The organism is Halorubrum tropicale (assembly GCF_001280455.1).
Lineage (GTDB): Archaea > Halobacteriota > Halobacteria > Halobacteriales > Haloferacaceae > Halorubrum > Halorubrum tropicale.
The window spans coordinates 263,420-282,171 of sequence record NZ_LIST01000001.1; the positions used below are offsets into that span (position 1 = coordinate 263,420).

Genomic DNA, 18,752 nt, shown 5'->3' on the forward strand with positions numbered 1-18,752 from the left:
CGCTGCCGGCGCTGCGGCCGTCGGTCGCGACGTTTCGTGACGAACGGGGGCGAGCTACGCCAGCGACGCGACCAGCTCCGACACCGCCGCGACCTCGTCGTCGTTGATCCCGTGGCCCATCCCCTCGTAGATCCGCTCGTCGACGTCGGCGCCGAGCGCCTCCAGCACGTCGGTCGTCTCGTGGACCCGCTCCTCGGGGATGTGCGGGTCGATGTCGCTACACCCGACGAACGTCGGGGTGCCGGCGAGGGGGTCGTCGCCCGCCGCGAGGTAGCCGTCGACCGCGACCGTCTCGCCGATCAGCCCGCCGCTGAAGACGGCGAGCCCGCCGTAGCGGGTCGGGTTGCGGGCGACGAACTCGCTCGCGAGGCAGGCGCCCTGCGAGAAGCCGCCGACGAGGACGCGGTCCCGGGCGATCCCGGCGTCGACCGCGCGGTCGACCGCGGCGCCGACCGCTCGCAGCCCGGAGCTCCGCCCGGGCTCGTTGTCGGCGACCGGCGCGAGGAAGGAGTTCGGGTACCAGGTGTTGCCGGCGGCCGCGGGCGCGAGAATCGCCACCTCTCGGTCCCCCGCCAGCCGCTCGCCCAAGTCGACGACGCTGCGGGCGGTCGCGCCGCGGCCGTGGACGAGCACGAGCGCCGCGGCCGCGTCGTCGAGCGACGCGCCGGCCGTGACCAGCGGCTCGTCGCCGTGCGGGTCGTCGCCCGCGTGCGGACCCGGGTCGCGCCCGGTCATCTCAGACCCCCACGCCGGCGTCGGCGTCCGGTAGGTCGTGCTTGTTCACCGGGAGGCCGAGCTCTTCCAGGGCCCCCTCCATGTGACGGTCCTGCGCGAAGTCGGCGTCGTCCTCCTCGCGGAGGCGCTGCGCGGTCGCCAGCACCTCGCCCTTCCGGTCGGCCGGGATCTCGTACTTGTCGGCCGACAGCTCGACGACGAGCCCGTTGTTGTCCTGCGTGTAAATCGAGTGGAAGATGCCGCGGTCGAACACGTTGTACCCCTTGCCCGCCTCCTTGAGCGCCGCCATGATGTCCTCGTACTCGTCGGGTTCGACGCTGAAACACAGGTGGTGGACGGCGCCCGTGCTGACGCGCTGGCCGCGCGCGGACGCGCGCTCGTCGCTCACGAACACCGTGAGGATCCGCCCGTCGCCGGTGTCGAAGAACAGGTGCGTCTGCGAGGGGTCGTCGAGGTTCGGCTGCCGCAACACGAGCGGCATCCCGAGCAGGTCGCGGTAGAAGGCGAGGGTGTCCTCCTGGTTGCTCCCCCAGACCGTGATGTGGTCGGTGCCGCTGGTGTGGAACGGTGCGTCCGGGAGTTCCGGCGTGACGGCCGCCGGGTTCTCGTCGCTCATACCGATCGGAAGGCGGCCGAGCCGTATAAAAACGAAAGGGACGGGACGGTGACCGGCTGACACCGGTGTTATCCGTCGACCGCCGCGGCGTCAGTCGGCGGACGCACACCCGGCGGGGCGGGACCGTCGACCGCGGCGGCCCGCCGTCACCGCCGCCAGACGGGCGGCGCGACGCCGAGCGCCCGGACCGCGACGGGATACGCGACGGCGATGACGAAGACGATCACCAGCGACGCCGCGAGCCCGACCTCGCCGGCGAGGCGCTCGACGCCAGCCAGCGCGACGAACATGACGATGAACATCACCGCCCAGTGGGGCGCGAGCTGTCGTACCTTCTCCGCTGTCGAAGTCATAGGCCCCGTAGCGGTCCCGCCGAGTAGTGGTTGTCGGTGAAAATGCGGTCGGTAGAACGCGGCCGAAGAAAATCGCCCGTTCGGCGTCGATCAGTACCGCGACGGGATGAAGGCCATCCCGGCGAGCATGATCGACGAGAGCACGGAGAGAACGAGGACGCGCGTGAGACCGCTGTTGTACTGTTTGAACCGTTCTATCTCGGTGACCTGCGCCTGGTACGACTCGACGTCGGTCGTCATCCGAAGCGTCGAGGCGTCGGGGAAGTGCGCGGCGTAGTCGGTGTCGCCGATGGTCACCGTCGACTCCTGGGCGATCTCGACCGTCTCCGTCTCGGTGGTCTCCCACACGAGGACGGCGCCGCCGGCCGTCACCTCGTCGACCGTAACCGTCTGTCCGTCGTATTCGAGCGTGTCGCCCGACGGGTGCGTCCGCTCCTCGGGCGCGGGGAAGTACTCGTCGGCGGGCACGAGCGTCCGCTCGCCGCTCTCGTCGGTCACCGCGACGTACTCGCCGTCGTCGAGCGTGACCGTCTCGTTTTCGGCGTCGTCGTCGGCCTCAAGGATCGCCTGTCGGTCGAGCACCTCGACGAGCGTGAACTCTGTGGCGTTCTCTCCGCCGATCTCGACGCGCCACTCGCGGTCGTCGACCGAAACCGTCGACCCGTTCGCCCAGGTTTCGGAGGTCTGCGTCGTGAACTCGCGTTCGAGTGTCCCCGAGATGACCATCTGTCCCGCGTCGTTCTCGCTTTCCGAGATGTCGGCCACCACGTACGACTGGCCGCCGACCTCGATCGACTCATTTTGCGAGGCGTCAATCTCCGGGTTCTCGAAGGCGATTTCGGGACTCTCAGCCGTCGCAGTCAGCGCGCCCGCCACGCCCGCGACACCGAGGAAGAGCGCGACGAACACGGCCACAGCGCGTCGTTGCATAGTTGACGCATGGGTCACCCGGTGTTTAACGGTTACTAAGCGGGGCAGTTTGCGGGCACGACGGAGGCGAAGAAACGGAAGCCAAGGGCCGGATTTGAACCGGCGTTGGGCGGCTCTGCAGGCCGCTGCGTCTGACCGGACTCTGCCACCTTGGCGCCGTCCGAACGTACCGCTGTTGAGCGTTTAAGTTTAGCGGTCGGCCACGGGCCTGCGGCTCGTTGGATATGAAGAAAGCCCACGGACGCGCTGTCCGTGGGCTGTAGTGGGAGTATTCCCGTATGAGTGGGCAGGCGGCGACTCGTGGTTCCCAGAGGATCGCTCACTCCAGTACTTCACGATACGCTGGTGGGCTTAACTTCCGTGTTCGGAATGGGTACGGGTGTTTCCCCACCGCTCTGGCCGCCTTCATGCCGACTCTCGGACTCGAACCGAGACGCTCTATGAGCGACGCCTGTGTCGGTCGTGGTTCGAAACAACCGTGTATACGTGCGATCCAGATACCGCCTGAACTCATGCGAGTTCGTGGCGCGTCAGCGCCAATGAATGTGGCTCGGTCTGTTAGTTCTCGTGGGCTTAACACCTCGTTGCCTCGGTGCGTACACCCCGAGTCTATCGAACTCGTCTTCTACGAGTGACCTCGGTGGTACCTCTTTTCCATGTGGGTTTCGAGCTTAGATGCGTTCAGCTCTTACCCCGTGTCGCGTGGCTACTCGGCATCTGCCCTTCCGGACAACCGATACACCAGTGGCGACCAAACGTAGTTCCTCTCGTACTATACGTTCGTTCACGTCAGGTACCTCACACCCCCAATAGATAGCAGCCGACCTGTCTCACGACGGTCTAAACCCAGCTCACGACCTCCTTTAATAGGCGAACAACCTCACCCTTGCCCGCGTCTGCACGGGCAGGATGGAGGGAACCGACATCGAGGTAGCAAGCCACTCGGTCGATATGTGCTCTTGCGAGTGACGACTCTGTTATCCCTAAGGTAGCTTTTCTGTCATCTACGGGTCCCATTCCGGAACCTCGTAGGTTCGCTAGACCACGCTTTCGCGTCAGCGTTCCTCGTTGGGAAGAACACTGTCAGACCATCTTTTGCTCTTGCGCTCTTCGCCGGATTCCCGACCCGGCTGAGATGATCTTCGGGCGCGCTCGATATCTTTTCGAGCGCGTACCGCCCCAGTCAAACTGCCCGGCTACCGGTGTACTCCTCCCGGAGTGAGAGTCGCAGTCACCGACGGGTAGTATTTCAATGCTGTCTGGGTGGCGTGCTAGCGCACGTACCTCTGTAACGACTCCTACCTATGCTGCACATCGGCGACCACGTCTCAGCGACAGCCTGCAGTAAAGCTCTATAGGGTCTTCGCTTCCCCTTGGGGGTCTCCAGACTCCGCACTGGAACGTACAGTTCACCGGGTCCAACGTTGGGACAGTGGCGCTCTCGTTTATCCATTCATGCAAGCCGCTACTGAAGCGGCAAGGTACTACGCTACCTTAAGAGGGTCATAGTTACCCCCGCCGTTGACGGGTCCTTCGTCCTCTTGTACGAGGTGTTCAGATACCCGCACTGGGCAGGATTCAGTGACCGTACGAGTCCTTGCGGATTTGCGGTCACCTGTGTTGTTACTAGACAGTCGGAGCGCCCGAGTCACTGCGACCTGCTCCGTCGAGAGCAGGCATCCCTTCTTCCGAAGGTACGGGACTAACTTGCCGAATTCCCTAACGTCGGTTCTCCCGACAGGCCTTGCCTTGCGCTGGCAGAGCACCTGTGTCGGATCTCGGTACGGACATCATGCTTGCCTTTTCACGGGCCCTATGTACGGCTGACTTTCGCTGTCTCGCGTTTCGCTCGCTTCGTACCGTGACGGTTTCCACGAGTTTCCACGATTCGACCGGGCGAGTGCCCGGCTCAGCGTTCCACACGGCGTCGGCGTTTACTGCACGATGGCGCTGGAATATTAACCAGCTTCCCGTCGGTGTAGTCAAGTTGTGGTACACCTTAGGACCGGCTAACCCTCGGCTGAACGGCAGTGCCGAGGAACCCTTGCTCTTCAGGCCGTCGAGGTTCTCACCCGACTATCGCTGCTACTGTGACCAGGATTGTCGTTACTGGACGGTCCACACGAGCTCTCGCCCGGGCTTCCGTCCGACCAGTACGCCAACCTACGCGGTTATCCTTTGACGGATACGGCCAGGTCTCGGTGGTAGATTTGAGCCCCGATCATTTTGGGCGCCTCAAACCTCGGCCGGTAAGCTGTTACGCTTTTCTTAGCGGGTAGCTGCTTCTAAGCTCACCTCCCGGCTGTTTAGGGCTTGAGACCACCTTCGAATCGCACTTAATCTACACTTTGGGACCTTAACCCGGCTCTGGGTTGTTCCCCTCACGGTACACAGGCTTACCCCGCGCACCGGACTCCCTTCGTCTACAGCGCCTGCGGGTTTGGAGTTCGACAGGATGGCCGACTCCTCTCGGAGGCGGGTCATCCAATCGGTAGCTCTACCCCGCGGGCTACCTCGGAAGAGGTCATGCTTCGACATGTTTCGGTTGGAACCAGCTGTTGCCAGGCTCGATGGGCCTTTCACCCCTACACACGAGTCACGAGAGGGTATTGTAGAACACCAACTCTAACAGGCCTCCACGTGGCTTTCGCCACGCTTCACCTTGCTCGCGCGTAGATCGCCTGGTTTCGGGTCGCACCCGATTGACTCCCCGCGCTTGAACACGGTGGCCCTCGCACGAATGTGCTGCGGCCGTATCGGTTTCCCTGCGCCTTCCCCGGTTCACGGGTTAGACTCGCCAATCAAGTGCACTCCCTGGGTCGTTTTTCAAAACGCACGACACGACGCCGGCTCGTCTCTTTTCCTACTAGAGAATCGCTTCTCGGTCGTTTCAAGAGACGCCTTGTACGCCCTGTCGCTCGATCGCCAGCTGATTTCAGGCCCTATTGCACCGCCCTTTTCGGGGTGCTTTTCAGCGTTCGCTCACGCTACTTGTTCGCTATCGGTCTCGAGGAGTGTTTAGCCTTCTCAGGGGATGCCTGAGGTGTTCACAGAGGATATCCGACCCCTGCTACTCTGGATTTGACGCCAACGGTACTGTTCTCTCATACGGGGTTGTCACCCTGTTTCACGCTCCGTTCCAGGAGACTTCTGAGAGAGGGTCGCGTTTTGGTTGTCAACCCGAACACCACATTGGTCCGAAGACCTTCGGTTTGGGCTGTGTCGCGTTTACTCGCGGTTACTGACGACATCGCTGTTGCGTTCTTTTCCTGCCCTTACTGAGATGTTTCAATTCAGGGCGTTCCCTATTGCGCGTGGCAATTGTTGAACGGATTCCGATTGGGAGATCTCGTGTTCTTTCCCTCCATGCGGGTCCCACGAGCTTTTCGCAGCTTGGCACGTCCGTCGTCGGCTCTCGAGCCGAGCCATTCACCAGCTGGCACAGTAGCCAGTAGTGTGTCAACGAACTCTCGAAGGAGAGTTGTTGACGGTGTCAGAAACACTCGTCAGAGTGTTCCGACTGTATATGGTTCACTGACGTTCCACGAACTCGGATGAGTTCAGTGGACGTCTGGATCGCACGTATACACGGTTGTCATTGAATCGCCCCGGGTGTGACGGGGCGTTCRTCGAACCCTTCCCATCCGCGGTTTCCCGGGATGGTGCATCGGTCGTCGTGTCCRAATCGAGTCGCGTCTCCCACTTAAGGGGACGGATTCGCTTCGGACGGACATGGACTCACTGGGATTCGAACCCAGGGCATCCTCCTTGCAAGGGAGGCACTCTACCGCTGAGCTATGAGCCCACCTTCCCCGAAGGGAAGGTTGTCTCGCGTGTTGTGTGAGCCGTGGTCGTTCTGAAGTGTCCAAGCCGGTGGRTGGGCGGACGGACACAGTCCAATGCGAATGAGTAGTGACCGTCTTAGGAAGACGGTCGTAAGGTGAGCCTCCCGTGTGGGAGGTCTCGGGTCGGTGGAGGTGATCCAGCCGCAGATTCCCCTACGGCTACCTTGTTACGACTTAAGCCCCCTTGCGAAGCCCAGATTCGACGTTCGTGGAACGCCTCATCCGGACCTCACTCGGGTGCTTTGACGGGCGGTGTGTGCAAGGAGCAGGGACGTATTCACCGCGCGCTTGTGACACGCGATTACTACCGAATCCAGCTTCATGTGGGCGAGTTGCAGCCCACAATCCGAACTACGATCGAGTTTCTGAGATTACCGTCTCCTTTCGGAGTTGGAACCCTTTGTCTCGACCATTGTAGCCCGCGTGTTGCCCAGCACATTCGGGGCATACTGACCTACCGTTGCCCGTTCCTTCCTCCGTGTTAGCCACGGCGGTCCCCCTACTGTCCCCAGCTACCTCGCGGTACTGCTGGCAAGTAAGGGTGCGGGTCTCGCTCGTTGCCTGACTTAACAGGACGCCTCACGGTACGAGCTGACGGCGGCCATGCACCTCCTCTCTGAAACTCGGACAAGGTCATCAACCTGGTCGTCATTATTACAGTCGATGCTGGTGAGATGTCCGGCGTTGAGTCCAATTAAACCGCAGGCTCCTCCGGTTGTAGTGCTCCCCCGCCAATTCCTTTAAGTTTCATCCTTGCGGACGTACTTCCCAGGCGGTCTGCTTAGCGGCTTCCCTACGGCACAGCACCCACTCGTAGTGGGAGCCACACCTAGCAGACATTGTTTACGGCCAGGACTACCCGGGTATCTAATCCGGTTCGAGACCCTGGCTTTCGTCCCTCACTGTCGGATCCGTTCTCGCGACGTGCTTTCGCCATCGGCGGTCCGTCCAGGATTACGGGATTTCACTCCTACCCCGGACGTACCCGTCGCGCCTTCCGGTCCCAAGCCACGCAGTTTCTACCGGGCGCCCACCTGTTGAGCAGGTGGATTTCCCGATGGACTTGCGCGGCCAGCTACGGACGCTTTAGGCCCAATAAGATCGGCCATCACTTGGGCTGCCGGTATTACCGCGGCGGCTGGCACCGGTCTTGCCCAGCCCTTATTCTGGTACCGCCTTAGGGTACCGAAAAGCACAGGCGCTATGCCTGTGCACTTGGGATCCCCCTATCGCACTGTCGTGCAGTGTAAAGGTTTCGCGCCTGCTGCGCCCCGTAGGGCCCGGAATCTTGTCTCAGATTCCGTCTCCGGGTTCTCACTCTCATGACCCGTACCGATTATTGGCACGGTGGGCCGTTACCCCACCGTCTACCTAATCGGCCGCAGCCACATCCTTCGGCGCCGGAGCGTTTGGCATACCACTCATTCCAGTGGTGGTATGGGATACACTATTAGCCTCAGTTTCCCGAGGGTATTGTGTTCCGAAGGGTAGTTTGGCCACGTGTTACTGAGCTATTCGCCACGAGTCTGAACTCGTGCGACTAGCATGGCTAAATCGGATCCCAATAGCAATGGCCTCCGGCAGGATCAACCGGAATGTATGTCCTTCRRGCCTGATTCCCGGCTCGAAGGGGGTGTTGGCGGGTGTCAACGTAGTGTTGACACACCATTGCATTGGTCTGTGTGGTGTCCGGGCCAGCCAACGGCTTGGATGGCACCGAACGACCACGGCTCACATCAGATCACCGCTTACGCCGGAGCGCAGGGGGCGTGATCCTCATCCTTCGCGGACCTGAACGTACCGGACGACGGGTGATAAACCCATCGGAACGGTACGGGTCCTGCGAAACCGGGCCGGATTGAACGGCCCGAGTCCGCGATGCGTCCTTCGCATTTCTTCGAATGCCCGGGTTGTACTTAACCCCGTCGAACCATCGGCGCCACGTCATGCGGTTTCATGCCGAGAGACGGGAACTGCCCGGATCCGATCGAACCGGCGACGCGACTGTTCGGGGCGGTCACTCTGCGGCGCAACGGTGATCATGCCCGAAACGTTCCGGTCGACCGGCGGCTAAAACGAGAGATCGGGATCGGAGTGCCCGGGGAACTACTCCTCGTCGAGGTACTCGATGCCCTGCTTCGAGACGTTGGCTTTGGTGATGTTGTCGAGGTCGTTGAGCCAGAAGTCGTCGTCGGCGTCGTCCACCTCCGGGGCGCCGTCCTTCCACGCCCAACCCTCGTACTCGTGGACCTTCTGCGTCCCCTTCTCGCGGAGGCGGAGCGTCGTTCGCTCGGCCTCCTCCTCCGAGGGCGCCGGGTCGAGCGTCCGAGCTGCCTTCAGCGCCGCCTGACGCGGCATGTTGCCCGAGAACTCGCTCGGTTCCGATCCGTCTTCCTCCCGAAGGGCAAAGTTTCGCTTACCGTCTTCACGTACCATGGTTTTGCCTCCGTGTGACACCAGCACACAGTCTGTAATAAATATATCGGGGAAATGAAAGCTGCACGCCACAATTTTTATATACTATCCCGGTCGCTGGTTGCGATTTTCGCTCTCTGCGACGCGAGACGGGAGGCGGACACCAGTTCGCGATGAGGCGTTCGCTCCGGCCGGCCGTCGATTCGCGGCCCGCGTGACGGCTCGGGTCACCCCGCAGAGCGCGGACGGCGCCTCAATGTCCGTTCCGGGTCACGTCGACGCACGCGCGCAGTCTGGGACTCCCGCCGACTGCGGGTAAACAACACTTATGTGTCTGCTATGGCGACATGCGACAACACACCCGCGATGGTCCGTAAAAAGAAGCTCAGCCCCAGTGGCGCCAAGGACGACGAGGGGGAGTACCACAACGTCCACGTGAACCTCCACGAGGACGAACTCGCCGTCGCCGGCATGGAGATCGGCGACGAGGTGTTCGTCCGGGTCCGAGACGGGAAGATAATCATCCAGAAAGCGGACGCCAACCCGGAGCAGCTGGAACACGACTTCTGAGACGGACCGCGGGGTTTCACCGGATCGATGCCCGCGAGCGGCCGCGACGCGGACCGCGGTCGGCGGATTGATTGTCGCTCGTGACGAGGCCCAGACGATGGGCGCGTACGACCTGTTGAAGCCGGCGCTGTTCCGGCTTCCACCCGAGACCGCACACGGACTGGTGCATCGACTGCTCGGCGGCGTCCAGGGGACGCCGGTCGCCGCCGCGCTCGCCGAGCGGTACGCGGTCAACGACGAGCGGCTCGCGGTCGACGCGGTCGGGTCGTCGTTCCCGAACCCGGTGGGCGTCGCGGCCGGGTTCGACAAGAACGCGCACGTCCCGCGAGCGCTGGCGTCGCTCGGGTTCGGCCACGTGGAGGTCGGCGGCGTGACCGCCGAGCGGCAGCCCGGGAACCCGCGACCGCGACTGTTCCGACTGAAGGCGGACGAGGCGCTCGTCAACCGGATGGGGTTCAACAACGAGGGCGCCGACCGCGTCGGGAAGCGCCTCGACCGCGACCCGCTCCCGGACGTGCCGGTCGGGATCAACATCGGGAAGTCGAAGTCGACGCCGCTGGCCGAGGCCCCCGACGACTACCGCTACACGTACGAGCGCGTCGCGGACGCGGGCGACTACTTCGTCGTCAACGTCTCCAGCCCGAACACGCCGGGGCTCCGCGAACTCCAGAACCGCGAGGCCTTAGAGCGCATCCTCGGGACCCTCGACGACGCCGGCGCGGACCCGCTCCTCGTGAAGCTCTCCCCGGACCTCCCGGAGCCGGCGGTCGAGGACGCGCTCGGCGTCGTCGACGACCTCGACCTCGACGGCGTCATCGCGACCAACACGACGACGTCGCGGCCGGACTCGCTGCGGAGCCACAACCGGGCCGAACGCGGCGGCCTCTCGGGGAAGCCGATCGAGTCGCTCGCGACGGAGCGGGTGCGGTTCGTCGCGGAGCGCACCGACGTGCCCGTGATCGGCGTGGGCGGCGTCTCGGACGCCGCGGGCGCCTACGAGAAGATACGGGCGGGCGCCTCGCTCGTCCAGCTGTACACCGGGCTCGTCTACGAGGGACCGGGGCTCGCACGCGATATCAACGAAGGGCTGCTCGAACTGCTCGAACGGGACGGGTTCGACTCGGTCGGAGACGCCGTCGGCGCCGATCTGTAATCGAGTCGAATACGAGAAGGAGAGGCGCGGTTACGCGTCGTTGCGAACGATGACGACGACGCCGTCCGCCTGGAGCAGCTCCCCCTCGTCCTGATACTGACGTTCTTCCTCGACCGTGAACTCGTCGCCGACGAGCGTGACGCCGGCGACGTGAAGCTCGTCGCCGTCGAGTTCGTACTCCTCCTGAGCCAGGGCGGCCTCGATGTCGCCGACCTGGTCGCCGTACTTCGGGCCGACGGTGGCGTAGTCGAGGTCGATCCCCGTGATCACCGTCTCGACGGGCGCGTCGCCGTCCGGGTGGACCGCGAGGTCGTCGACGTGCATCACGCCGGTGATGTCGTCCTCGAACCCGCGCACGTCGGCGTACACCTCCACCGCGTCGAGCGCGGCGGTGAGGGGGAGCTGGTTCTCGCTCTTGTACTTGCGGAGCGCGCCGACGACCGCGGTCGCGGCGGTCCCGGCGTCGCGGTCGGCCTCGATCCCCAGCGGCTCGGGCCAGTCGGTGAGGTGAACCGAGTCGGTCGCGCCGCCCGCGAGCCCGGCCGCCGCCGCGTCGCCGGCGTACATGTCGTGCCACAGCTCCTCGGTGACGTGCGCGAGGAGGGGCGCGAACAGCTTCAGGAACCGGCGGTGCGCGGCGCGGAGCGTGTACGCGGCCGCGTCGTCCTCGCGCTGTTTCGCGATCTCGAGGTAGTCGTCGCAGAACGTGTTCCAGAAGAAGCTCCGGAGCTCGTCGCGCGCCTTCGAGAACGCGCGGTCGTCGAGGAGGTCGGTGAGCCGCTCGACCTCGGCGTCGAGCTCGGCGAGCAGCCAGCGGTCGAGCTCGCGGAGCTCGTCGTCCGGCTCGGCCGGGAACGGCTCCGGCGCGAGCGACTCGACGAGCTTCGAGGCGTTCCACAGCTTCCGGATCAGCTTCTCGCCCGCGCGGAGGTCCTTCTTCTTGAAGGGGAAGTCGTCGCCGACGGCGGTGCCGGCCGCCCAGTAGCGCGTGGCGTCGACCGGGAACTCCTCCAGCACGGCCTCGGGCTCGACGACGTTGCCGACCGACTTCGACATCTTCTCGCGGTTCTCGTCGAGCACGTGACCGTTGATCATCGTCTCTTCGAACGGGACCTCGCCGGTGTGCTCGTAGCACTTGACGATCGTGTGGAACAGCCAGAAGCTGATGATGTCGTGGCCCTGCGGCCGGAGGTCGAACTGATACAGCTCCGGGCGCTCCATCGTGAACTCCCCAGCCGCCTCGTCCCAGTCCCAGCCGGCGTTGATGAGCGGCGTCAGGCTGGAGGTGGCCCACGTGTCGAGCACGTCGTCCTCCGGCTCGAACTCGTCGTGCCCGCACTCGGGACAGGCGTCGGCGGGCGGGTCGTCGGAGAGCGGGTCGACCGGCAGGTCGGCCTTGTCGGCGATGACCGCCTCGCCGCAGTCGGCGCAGTACCACACCGGGAACGGGATGCCCGACGAGCGCTGGCGGGAGATGAGCCAGTCCCACTGGAGCCCCTCGACCCAGTGTTCGTACCGGGTGAACATCTTCTCGGGCGACCAGTCCATCTCCCGGCCGACCTCGAGGTACTCGTCGGTCTTGTCGAGCATCTCGATGTACCACTGCTCGGTGACGAGGAACTCGACGCTCGTCCCGCAGCGCTCGTGGACGTTGACCGTGTGGGTGATGTCGCGGCGGTCGAGCAGCGCGCCCGCCTCGTCGAGGTCCTCGACGATGGCCTCGCCGGCCTCGTCGGCGTGGAGCCCCTCGTACTCCTCCGCGACCTCGGTCATGTGCCCGGACTCGTCGATGGCGACGCGCAGGTCCAGGTCGTGGACCTGGTACCACTCGATGTCGTTCTGGTCGCCGAACGTACAGCACATCACGATGCCGGAGCCCGTCTCCATGTCGACGCGCTCGTCGGCGATGATCGGCACCTCGTGGCCGAACAGCGGGACCTCGGCGGACTCGCCGACGAGGTGCTGGTTCTCGTCGTCGTCCGGGTGGACGAAGACGGCGACGCAGGCGGGAAGGAGCTCGGGCCGCGTCGTCGAGATGGTGAAGGTCTCGCCGTCGCCGCCCGCGACGGGGAAGGCGATGTCGTTGAAGTGGCTGCCCTGCTCGTCGTCCTCGGTCTCGACCTGCGAGATGGCGGTCTCGCACTCGGGACACCAGATCGCGGGCGCCTTCTCGCGGTACTCGCGGCCCTGCTCGTAGAGGTCGACGAACGAGAGCTGGGAGACGCGCTGGACGCGCGGCTCGATGGTCTGGTACGTGTGGTTCCAGTCCACCGACACCCCGAGCGACTGGACGTTCTCGGTGAACTGCTGCTCGTAGTCGGCACAGACCTCCCGGCACTTCGCCTGGAACTCGCGCCGCTCGAACTCCTGGTGGCGGATGTCGAGCTCGTCCTCGGTGAGCCGCTCGGAGGCGATCCCGTTGTCGTCGTAGCCGAACGGGAAGAACGTCTCGCCGCCGTTCATGCGCTCGAAGCGCGCGACGAAGTCCTGGAGGGTGAACCCGTACAGGTGGCCCATGTGGAGGCTCCCCGATACCGTCGGCGGGGGCGTGTCGATGGAGAAGACGGTGTTCGGATCGACCGGGTCGTCGTCGGAGTAGGCGTACGTCTCCTCGTCGACCCAGCGCCGCTGCCAGCGCGGTTCGACGGCGTCGGGGTCGTACTCACCACTGGGCATTTCGGTCACACGTTCCGCCGGTTCCCTCTTAACGGACTCGGTTGTGTGGGGCGGCGTTGCGCGGTCGAGCGCGGTGAGGTGCGGAGAGCGGGGTCAGACCCGGTCGTCGAGGTCGTGGTCGGCCGCCATCTTCGACGCCTCGGTCGCGAACCGCTCGACCTCCTCTTCGGGCGTCTCGCCCAGGGCGCTCTCGTCGACCTCGCGGCCGGCGGTGATCCCGTCGCCCGTGACGAGCCGCTGTTCGGCCAGCTCCTTCGTGTGGACGCGCTCGCCGTCCTCGGTGGCGTACGTGAGTCGGACGAGCCCCTTCGAGTCGAACTGCCGGTCGACGAGCCAGACGGTGGGCATGCGCGGGGATCCGTCCCTGCGAGGCTTAAGAAGGACGGTCGGCGCGCGGCGAGATCGGTAGTACCCTCTTTTTGATCGACCGAACGAATCCGGTCGGCGCGTGCCGACGAACGCCCTGCGGGCGTGAGTCGCACGCGCGAGGGAGTCGCTGGCTCCCGGAGCGTAGCGGAGGGTGCCAGCGACGAGGCTGGGGAGGGGTGAGGTGCGGTCGCGGTGCGGGGTGGGATCCAAAGGGGCGGTCGAGAGGCGGGCACAGACGACGCAAGCACCGCAGGGAGCGAGTGGAACGAGCGACTGAGGAGCGCAGCGAGCGTGTGCCCGCCTCCCGGCCGGTGCTTTGGGGGGTTCTCCGGTGACCTGTCGGCGGGTCCAAATCGACCGGACTCTCACTCGTCTCGTCGCCACGGCTTTGTATCGGCTCGCCGAACCGGTGATCATGTACGTCGAGTTCGACCGCGACACCTGCGTCGGGATGTACCAGTGCGTCGCCGAGTGGGACGCCTTCGAGAAGAACCTGAACGACGGGAAGGCGGATCTGGCGGGGAGCACGGAGGAGGACGAGGACCTGTTCGTCGTCGAAGTGCCCGACGGGGAGGAGCTCGACGCGAAGTTCGCGGCGCGCTCGTGCCCGGTCGACGCCATCGAAGTGTACGACGACGACGGCGAACAGGTGGTGTAGCCGGTTCGAGATCCGAGAGGTTGCTGTGTGTCGAGGGAGACCACCTCCAAAGCCCCAGCCGCGACGGCTCGCGCGGCTCGGTGCGCTCCTCGACCGCTCACTCCGTTCGCGGTCTGCGGTGCTTCCGTCGCCGTGCTTCGCCCTCGCGGCTGCCCCTTTGAGTCCCGCTCCGCACAGCACAGCTACCACAGCCTCACCCTCCCCAGCCTCGCGGTTCGCTCGGGGCTCCCTCCGGTCGCCCCTCACTCACCGCGTCCCTCGCACGCGCTCCTCGCGGCCGCCGGGGGCGGCCGCTCGCAGGCGCGCGCCGGGGGAGTATTTGAGAAAGCGCGTCTGCTCCCCTCCGGCTTTATTTATAAGTGATCGGCCACGTCCTCGGCGAAGTACGTGATGATCAGGTCCGCGCCCGCGCGCTTGAGCGCGGTGAGCGACTCCAGCGCGGTCGCCTCTAGGTCGAGCCACCCCTTCTCCGCGGCGGCGTGGAGCATCGCGTACTCGCCGGAGACGTTGTACGCGGCGATGGGGCGGTCGAACTCTCGCCGGAGGTCCCCGACGACGTCGAGGTACGGCAGGCCGGGCTTCACCATCAGCACGTCCGCGCCCTGCTCGGCGTCGAGACGAGCTTCCCGGAGCGCCTCGCGGCGGTTCGCGGGGTCCATCTGGTAGTGCCGGCGGTCGCCGAACGCGGGCGCGCCGTCGGCCGCGTCGCGGAAGGGGCCGTAGAAGGCGGACTCGTACTTCGCGGCGTAGCTCAGGATGGCCACGTCCTCGTGTCCCGCCTCGTCGAGCGCCGTGCGGATCGCCCCCACCTGCCCGTCCGCCATCGCGGAGGGGGCGACCACGTCCGCGCCCGCGTCGGCCTGCGAGACCGCGGTGCGCGCGAGCAGGTCGAGCGTCTCGTCGTTCTTCACGGTGAGCGTCGGGTCCGACTCGGCGGTCTCCTCGATGACCCCGCAGTGGCCGTGGTCGGTGTACTCACAGAGGCAGACGTCGCCGATCACGGTGGCGTCGGTCTCGGCCGCGATCCGGCGGATCGCGCGCTGGACGACGCCGTCGTCGGCGTACGCCCGGCTCCCGGACGCGTCCTTCGACTCGGGGACGCCGAAGAGGATGACGGCCTCGACGCCGGTCTCGCCGATCTCGGCGACGCGGTCGACGGCCTCGTCGACCGGGACGCGCTCGTGGCCGGGCATCGTCTCGATGGGCACGCGCTCGTCGGTCGTCGCGTCGACGAAGACGGGCGCGACGAGGTCCGACGCCGAGAGGTCGGTCTCGGCGACGAGCGGGCGAACGCCGTCGGTCCGGAGGCGCCGCGGCCGGTCCGTGAGGTCCATGCCGACCGGTTGGTCCCGCGCCGCCTTTTACCGTTCGTCTCGGTCCGGCTACTCCGAGGACTCGATGTCGATCCGGTCGCGGAGCTCGGCCAGCTCGTCCGACTCGGCGAGCTCCTCGACGCGCTGTTTGAAGTGGGACTCGCAGAGGCCGACGACCACGCCGCGCTGCTCCGCCTCGTACGTGGCCTCCCGGTCGCAGTAGTGACACCGCATACGCGCCTCTCCGGCCGGCGCGGGCTTAATCCTGTTCGTCGGGCGCCGTGACGGAGGGCGACCGGACGGGGACCGGTTCGGGGAGCCGTTCGCGGACGGCTTCGAACGCCGATTCCGTCAGCCCGGCGACCCCGAGGGTGCGCTCGTGCGCGTCCGTGCCGCCGGTTCTGAGCAGGCCGGCCTCGGCGGCGACGCGGTCGATCCGCTCGTCGTCGACGGCGCGACCGTACGGGTAGAAGCGCTCGATCGCGCCGATCGCGTCGCGGTCGCGGGCGACCCCGAGCGCCTCGTCGACGCGCTCGTACCGGAACGGGTGCGCGAGCCCGACGAGCGCGCAGGCGTCGGCGAGCAGGTCCAGCCCATCGTCGAGCGGGGTCACCTCACGCGCGACGTAACAGGGGCCGTCGTTCCCGATCAGTTCGTCGAACGCGCCGGCGTAGTCGTAGGGCGCGTCGGACTCCTCGATCGCCCGCGCGATGTGCGGGCGCCCCAGTCCCTCGCGGGGCGCCACGTCGAGGTCGACGCCGAGCCGGTCCTCGACCGCGTCGAGGATGGCGGCGCCGCGCTCGCGGCGGTCGCGCTGGAGGCGCTCGACCTCCGCGTCGAGCGCGTCGGTGTGTTCGACGCCGTACCCGAGGAGGTCGAGGCGCTCGAAGCCGGCGTCGACCCGGAGTTCGATCCCCCTGACGACCCGGACGCCGTCGCGTTCGACGACCGGCGCGTCGAGTCCGGGGTGGATCCGGTCGTGGTCGGTGACGGCGACCCAGTCGACGCCGGCCTCGCGGGCGGCCGCGGGCACCTCGTCGAGCGTCAGGGTCCCGTCCGAGACGGTCGTGTGCGCGTGGAGGTCGGCGACGACGGAGTCGACGGAGTCGGCCTGGGCAGCGGAGTCCGCCGGTTCGGCGGAGTCGGTCGATCCGGCGGAATCGACGGAATCGGCGGATTCTGGGGGCATGGGAGCGAATAGCCCGCCCCGGCACTAAGCGACGGCGGTCCGGTTCGCGGCCGCGGAACTCGCATATAAGGAGGTATAAGGTATCCCCTCCGACTAAGGTCGTACATGGACAATCATTAAGAACCATCGGCGGTTTTCAACTATTGATGCGCTTGAACGGCGTCGACGACCGACTCGAACGGCACCAGTACCCGACCACCTCTGAGGAGATCATCGCGGCTCACGGCAACGCGACCGTAGAGCTCGCGAACGGGTCCGAGCGGCTCGGCGACGTCTTGGAGCGGTTCGGCGACCAGACGTTCGAGGACGCGGAAGACGTGTTCACCACGCTCCGGGCCGGCGTCTGTCACCGCGGCGTCGGTCGCCGGTTCTACTCGGACCGCGACCCGACCACCGACGCGGAGGACGGGCCCGCGCCAGTCTCGTTCTGACGCGGCGAACCGCGCGAAGTCCATACCCTTCTTTCCGAAGCCCGACCGCGGAGCGTCGCCGATCCGCAGATTCCGGACGCCGCGACCCGCGACGCGGCTACGACACGCCGTCGACGACGAGCGACGCGACTGCGACGCGGCTACGACACGCCGTCGACGACGCCGGAGAGGTCGAGCGGGACCGACCCCTTCCGGTACCCCTCGATCGACCCGTCGGGCTCGGCGCGGTACACGACCGCGGGCTTGTGACGGACCGCGGGCTCGGCCGCGCGCACGGCGGCCCACTCGTCGGCGGGGAACGACGAGCAGTCGACGAACAGCGTGACGCCGCCCGCGTGGGCCGCGAGCTGGCCGCTGGTCTTCGTCTCGGCGGTGTCGCGGACGGCCGCGACGGGGTCGTTCGCGGAGCGGCCGGCGGTCGGCTGCGGGCGCGTCACCTCGACGAGGTGGCCGGCGCCGGTCGCGGGATCGGTCGCGCGGAAGTCGAGCGAGTGCCCGGTCGTCACCTCGATCTCCGGCGTGATCTCGTACCCCGCGTCGGAGAGGATCCGGGCCGCGGCGAACTCGGCTATCGCCGCGCTCATGCGGACGAGGTCCCGCGACGCGGAGGTGCCGAGCTTCCCGGCCATGACTTCGCGGTAGTCGTCCAGCGTCCCCGGCCGGAGGGTCTCCTCGACGAAGCCGGTGCCCGCCTCGCGGGTCGCGTCCGGGAACCCGGCGGCGTGGTCGCGGAAGAACGCCCGGCTCGTCTCCGCGCCGTCCTTCGAGCAGAACACCGGCAGGAAGTACCACGAGACGTGCGGGTAGTCGGCCAGCCACGGCTCGTCGTCGTGGAGCCCGGCGAGGAGCTCGCGCTGCGCCCACCGGGAGACCGGGTAGGGCGCCTCGTCGAACCCGTACTTGTCCGTCCGCCAGAGCTCGCTCGGGGTCTCCGTGTTGCCCAGCCAGTACCCGACCGGGCCGCCGTCGGCGCCGGCCGGCGGGTCCGAGTCACTGTTGGTCCAGCAGAAGAGCGCGAACGACCCGTCGTCCATGTCGAACCGACGCGCCTCGTAGTCCGGCGGCGGGGCGAACCACGGGTCGCCGGCGGTCGCTCCGAGGTTCTCGTCGAGGGGACGAGCGAGCTGCGACCGGACGCGGTCCGCCGTCCACCGACCGGGCGAGCGCCTGAAGCGGAGCGGTTGTGCCACGCCCGTTCGGTATCACGCCGCGCGGTTAATCGATTCCGGTGGCCGGCCCCGAACGTTCACGGTCTTTGATGCGTTTACCGACAGGTATATTACAGGAAACGGCCAAGTGTAGTCGTACCATGTCAATGGGTGCCTATGACGAGACCGAACACGAGCGTCGCGAGAAGAAGACCAGCGAAGTCGACGCCGACTTCGACGCGGAGCGGCCCGAGTACTCCGGCTCCCTGACCTACGACTCGGGCGACTCGACGGAGGCACTCCTCGACAAGTTCGAAGAGCTTCAGGGCGAGTGACGCGGCCGCGGCGACG

The 18,752-nt window shown here is 66.1% G+C and carries 16 protein-coding genes, 2 tRNA genes and 3 rRNA genes; 5 read left to right on the forward strand and 16 right to left on the reverse strand.

Annotated features, from left to right (window positions below):
• Positions 1–54: 54 nt before the first annotated feature.
• The 10 genes from AMR74_RS01135 to AMR74_RS01180 form a co-directional block, all read right to left on the reverse strand.
• On the reverse strand, positions 55–735 hold the full coding sequence (locus AMR74_RS01135; protein WP_053770240.1) for an alpha/beta hydrolase: 681 nt from the start codon (positions 733–735) through the stop codon (positions 55–57).
• Position 736: 1 nt separating this feature from the next.
• Complete coding sequence (locus tag AMR74_RS01140; protein ID WP_053770241.1) at positions 737–1,351, reverse strand: VOC family protein; 615 nt, start codon at positions 1,349–1,351, stop codon at positions 737–739.
• 146 nt (positions 1,352–1,497) lie between these two features.
• Positions 1,498–1,704, reverse strand: coding sequence for a hypothetical protein (locus AMR74_RS01145; RefSeq protein WP_053770242.1), 207 nt, complete (start codon positions 1,702–1,704; stop codon positions 1,498–1,500).
• A gap of 90 nt (positions 1,705–1,794) precedes the next feature.
• On the reverse strand, positions 1,795–2,619 hold the full coding sequence (locus tag AMR74_RS01150) for a hypothetical protein (protein WP_053770969.1): 825 nt from the start codon (positions 2,617–2,619) through the stop codon (positions 1,795–1,797).
• A gap of 94 nt (positions 2,620–2,713) precedes the next feature.
• A tRNA-Cys gene (locus AMR74_RS01155) sits at positions 2,714–2,789 on the reverse strand.
• 130 nt (positions 2,790–2,919) lie between these two features.
• Positions 2,920–3,041 (reverse strand): 5S ribosomal RNA (gene rrf / locus AMR74_RS01160).
• Between the two features lie 133 nt (positions 3,042–3,174).
• Positions 3,175–6,091: ribosomal RNA gene (locus AMR74_RS01165) — 23S ribosomal RNA — on the reverse strand.
• Positions 6,092–6,367: 276 nt separating this feature from the next.
• A tRNA-Ala gene (locus AMR74_RS01170) sits at positions 6,368–6,439 on the reverse strand.
• 167 nt (positions 6,440–6,606) lie between these two features.
• A 16S ribosomal RNA gene (locus AMR74_RS01175) occupies positions 6,607–8,076 on the reverse strand.
• The 16S, 23S and 5S rRNA genes sit together here with 2 tRNA genes alongside, the layout of an rRNA operon.
• A gap of 509 nt (positions 8,077–8,585) precedes the next feature.
• On the reverse strand, positions 8,586–8,915 hold the full coding sequence (locus tag AMR74_RS01180) for a non-histone chromosomal MC1 family protein (protein WP_053770243.1): 330 nt from the start codon (positions 8,913–8,915) through the stop codon (positions 8,586–8,588).
• A 345-nt stretch (positions 8,916–9,260) separates the two neighbouring features.
• Between AMR74_RS01180 and AMR74_RS01185 the strand changes: the two genes are divergently transcribed.
• Both AMR74_RS01185 and AMR74_RS01190 read left to right on the forward strand, forming a co-directional pair.
• Entirely contained in the window at positions 9,261–9,464 is a 204-nt protein-coding gene (locus AMR74_RS01185) for a hypothetical protein (protein ID WP_049931938.1), read from the forward strand.
• Positions 9,465–9,561: 97 nt separating this feature from the next.
• Positions 9,562–10,617 carry a quinone-dependent dihydroorotate dehydrogenase gene (locus AMR74_RS01190; RefSeq protein ID WP_053770244.1) on the forward strand — a complete coding sequence of 352 codons (1,056 nt, stop codon included), beginning with the start codon at positions 9,562–9,564 and terminating at the stop codon, positions 10,615–10,617.
• A gap of 30 nt (positions 10,618–10,647) precedes the next feature.
• Here the strand turns inward: AMR74_RS01190 and AMR74_RS01195 are convergent, their stop codons facing one another.
• Both AMR74_RS01195 and AMR74_RS01200 read right to left on the reverse strand, forming a co-directional pair.
• The gene (locus tag AMR74_RS01195; RefSeq protein WP_053770245.1) at positions 10,648–13,293 is read right to left on the reverse strand and encodes a valine--tRNA ligase; all 2,646 of its coding nucleotides are present in this window, start codon (positions 13,291–13,293) and stop codon (positions 10,648–10,650) included.
• A 93-nt stretch (positions 13,294–13,386) separates the two neighbouring features.
• Positions 13,387–13,641 carry a hypothetical protein gene (locus tag AMR74_RS01200; protein WP_053770246.1) on the reverse strand — a complete coding sequence of 85 codons (255 nt, stop codon included), beginning with the start codon at positions 13,639–13,641 and terminating at the stop codon, positions 13,387–13,389.
• Positions 13,642–14,077: 436 nt separating this feature from the next.
• Here AMR74_RS01200 and AMR74_RS01205 point away from each other — a divergent pair, with 436 nt between their 5' ends.
• A complete protein-coding gene (locus AMR74_RS01205; protein WP_053770247.1) occupies positions 14,078–14,320 on the forward strand; it encodes a ferredoxin in 243 nt (80 codons plus the stop codon).
• A 353-nt stretch (positions 14,321–14,673) separates the two neighbouring features.
• Here AMR74_RS01205 and hemB read toward each other — a convergent pair whose 3' ends face one another.
• Genes hemB through AMR74_RS01215 form a run of 3 tightly spaced genes read right to left on the reverse strand, consistent with a single transcriptional unit; the run spans position 14,674 to position 16,822 of the window.
• Complete coding sequence (gene hemB, locus AMR74_RS01210) at positions 14,674–15,654, reverse strand: porphobilinogen synthase (RefSeq protein ID WP_053770248.1); 981 nt, start codon at positions 15,652–15,654, stop codon at positions 14,674–14,676.
• A 48-nt stretch (positions 15,655–15,702) separates the two neighbouring features.
• Positions 15,703–15,867, reverse strand: coding sequence for a DUF6757 family protein (locus tag AMR74_RS18930; protein ID WP_006114727.1), 165 nt, complete (start codon positions 15,865–15,867; stop codon positions 15,703–15,705).
• Positions 15,868–15,892: 25 nt separating this feature from the next.
• The gene (locus AMR74_RS01215; RefSeq protein ID WP_053770249.1) at positions 15,893–16,822 is read right to left on the reverse strand and encodes a PHP domain-containing protein; all 930 of its coding nucleotides are present in this window, start codon (positions 16,820–16,822) and stop codon (positions 15,893–15,895) included.
• Positions 16,823–16,968: 146 nt separating this feature from the next.
• Between AMR74_RS01215 and AMR74_RS01220 the strand changes: the two genes are divergently transcribed.
• Positions 16,969–17,253, forward strand: a complete 285-nt coding sequence (locus AMR74_RS01220) for a DUF5789 family protein (RefSeq protein ID WP_053770250.1) — start codon at positions 16,969–16,971, stop codon at positions 17,251–17,253.
• Between the two features lie 140 nt (positions 17,254–17,393).
• Here the strand turns inward: AMR74_RS01220 and AMR74_RS01225 are convergent, their stop codons facing one another.
• Entirely contained in the window at positions 17,394–18,443 is a 1,050-nt protein-coding gene (locus AMR74_RS01225; protein ID WP_053770251.1) for a DUF5784 family protein, read from the reverse strand.
• Between the two features lie 125 nt (positions 18,444–18,568).
• On the opposite strand from AMR74_RS01225, the gene AMR74_RS18935 reads away from it, so the two are divergent.
• Positions 18,569–18,736, forward strand: coding sequence for a DUF5786 family protein (locus tag AMR74_RS18935; protein ID WP_233561650.1), 168 nt, complete (start codon positions 18,569–18,571; stop codon positions 18,734–18,736).
• Positions 18,737–18,752 lie beyond the last annotated feature (16 nt).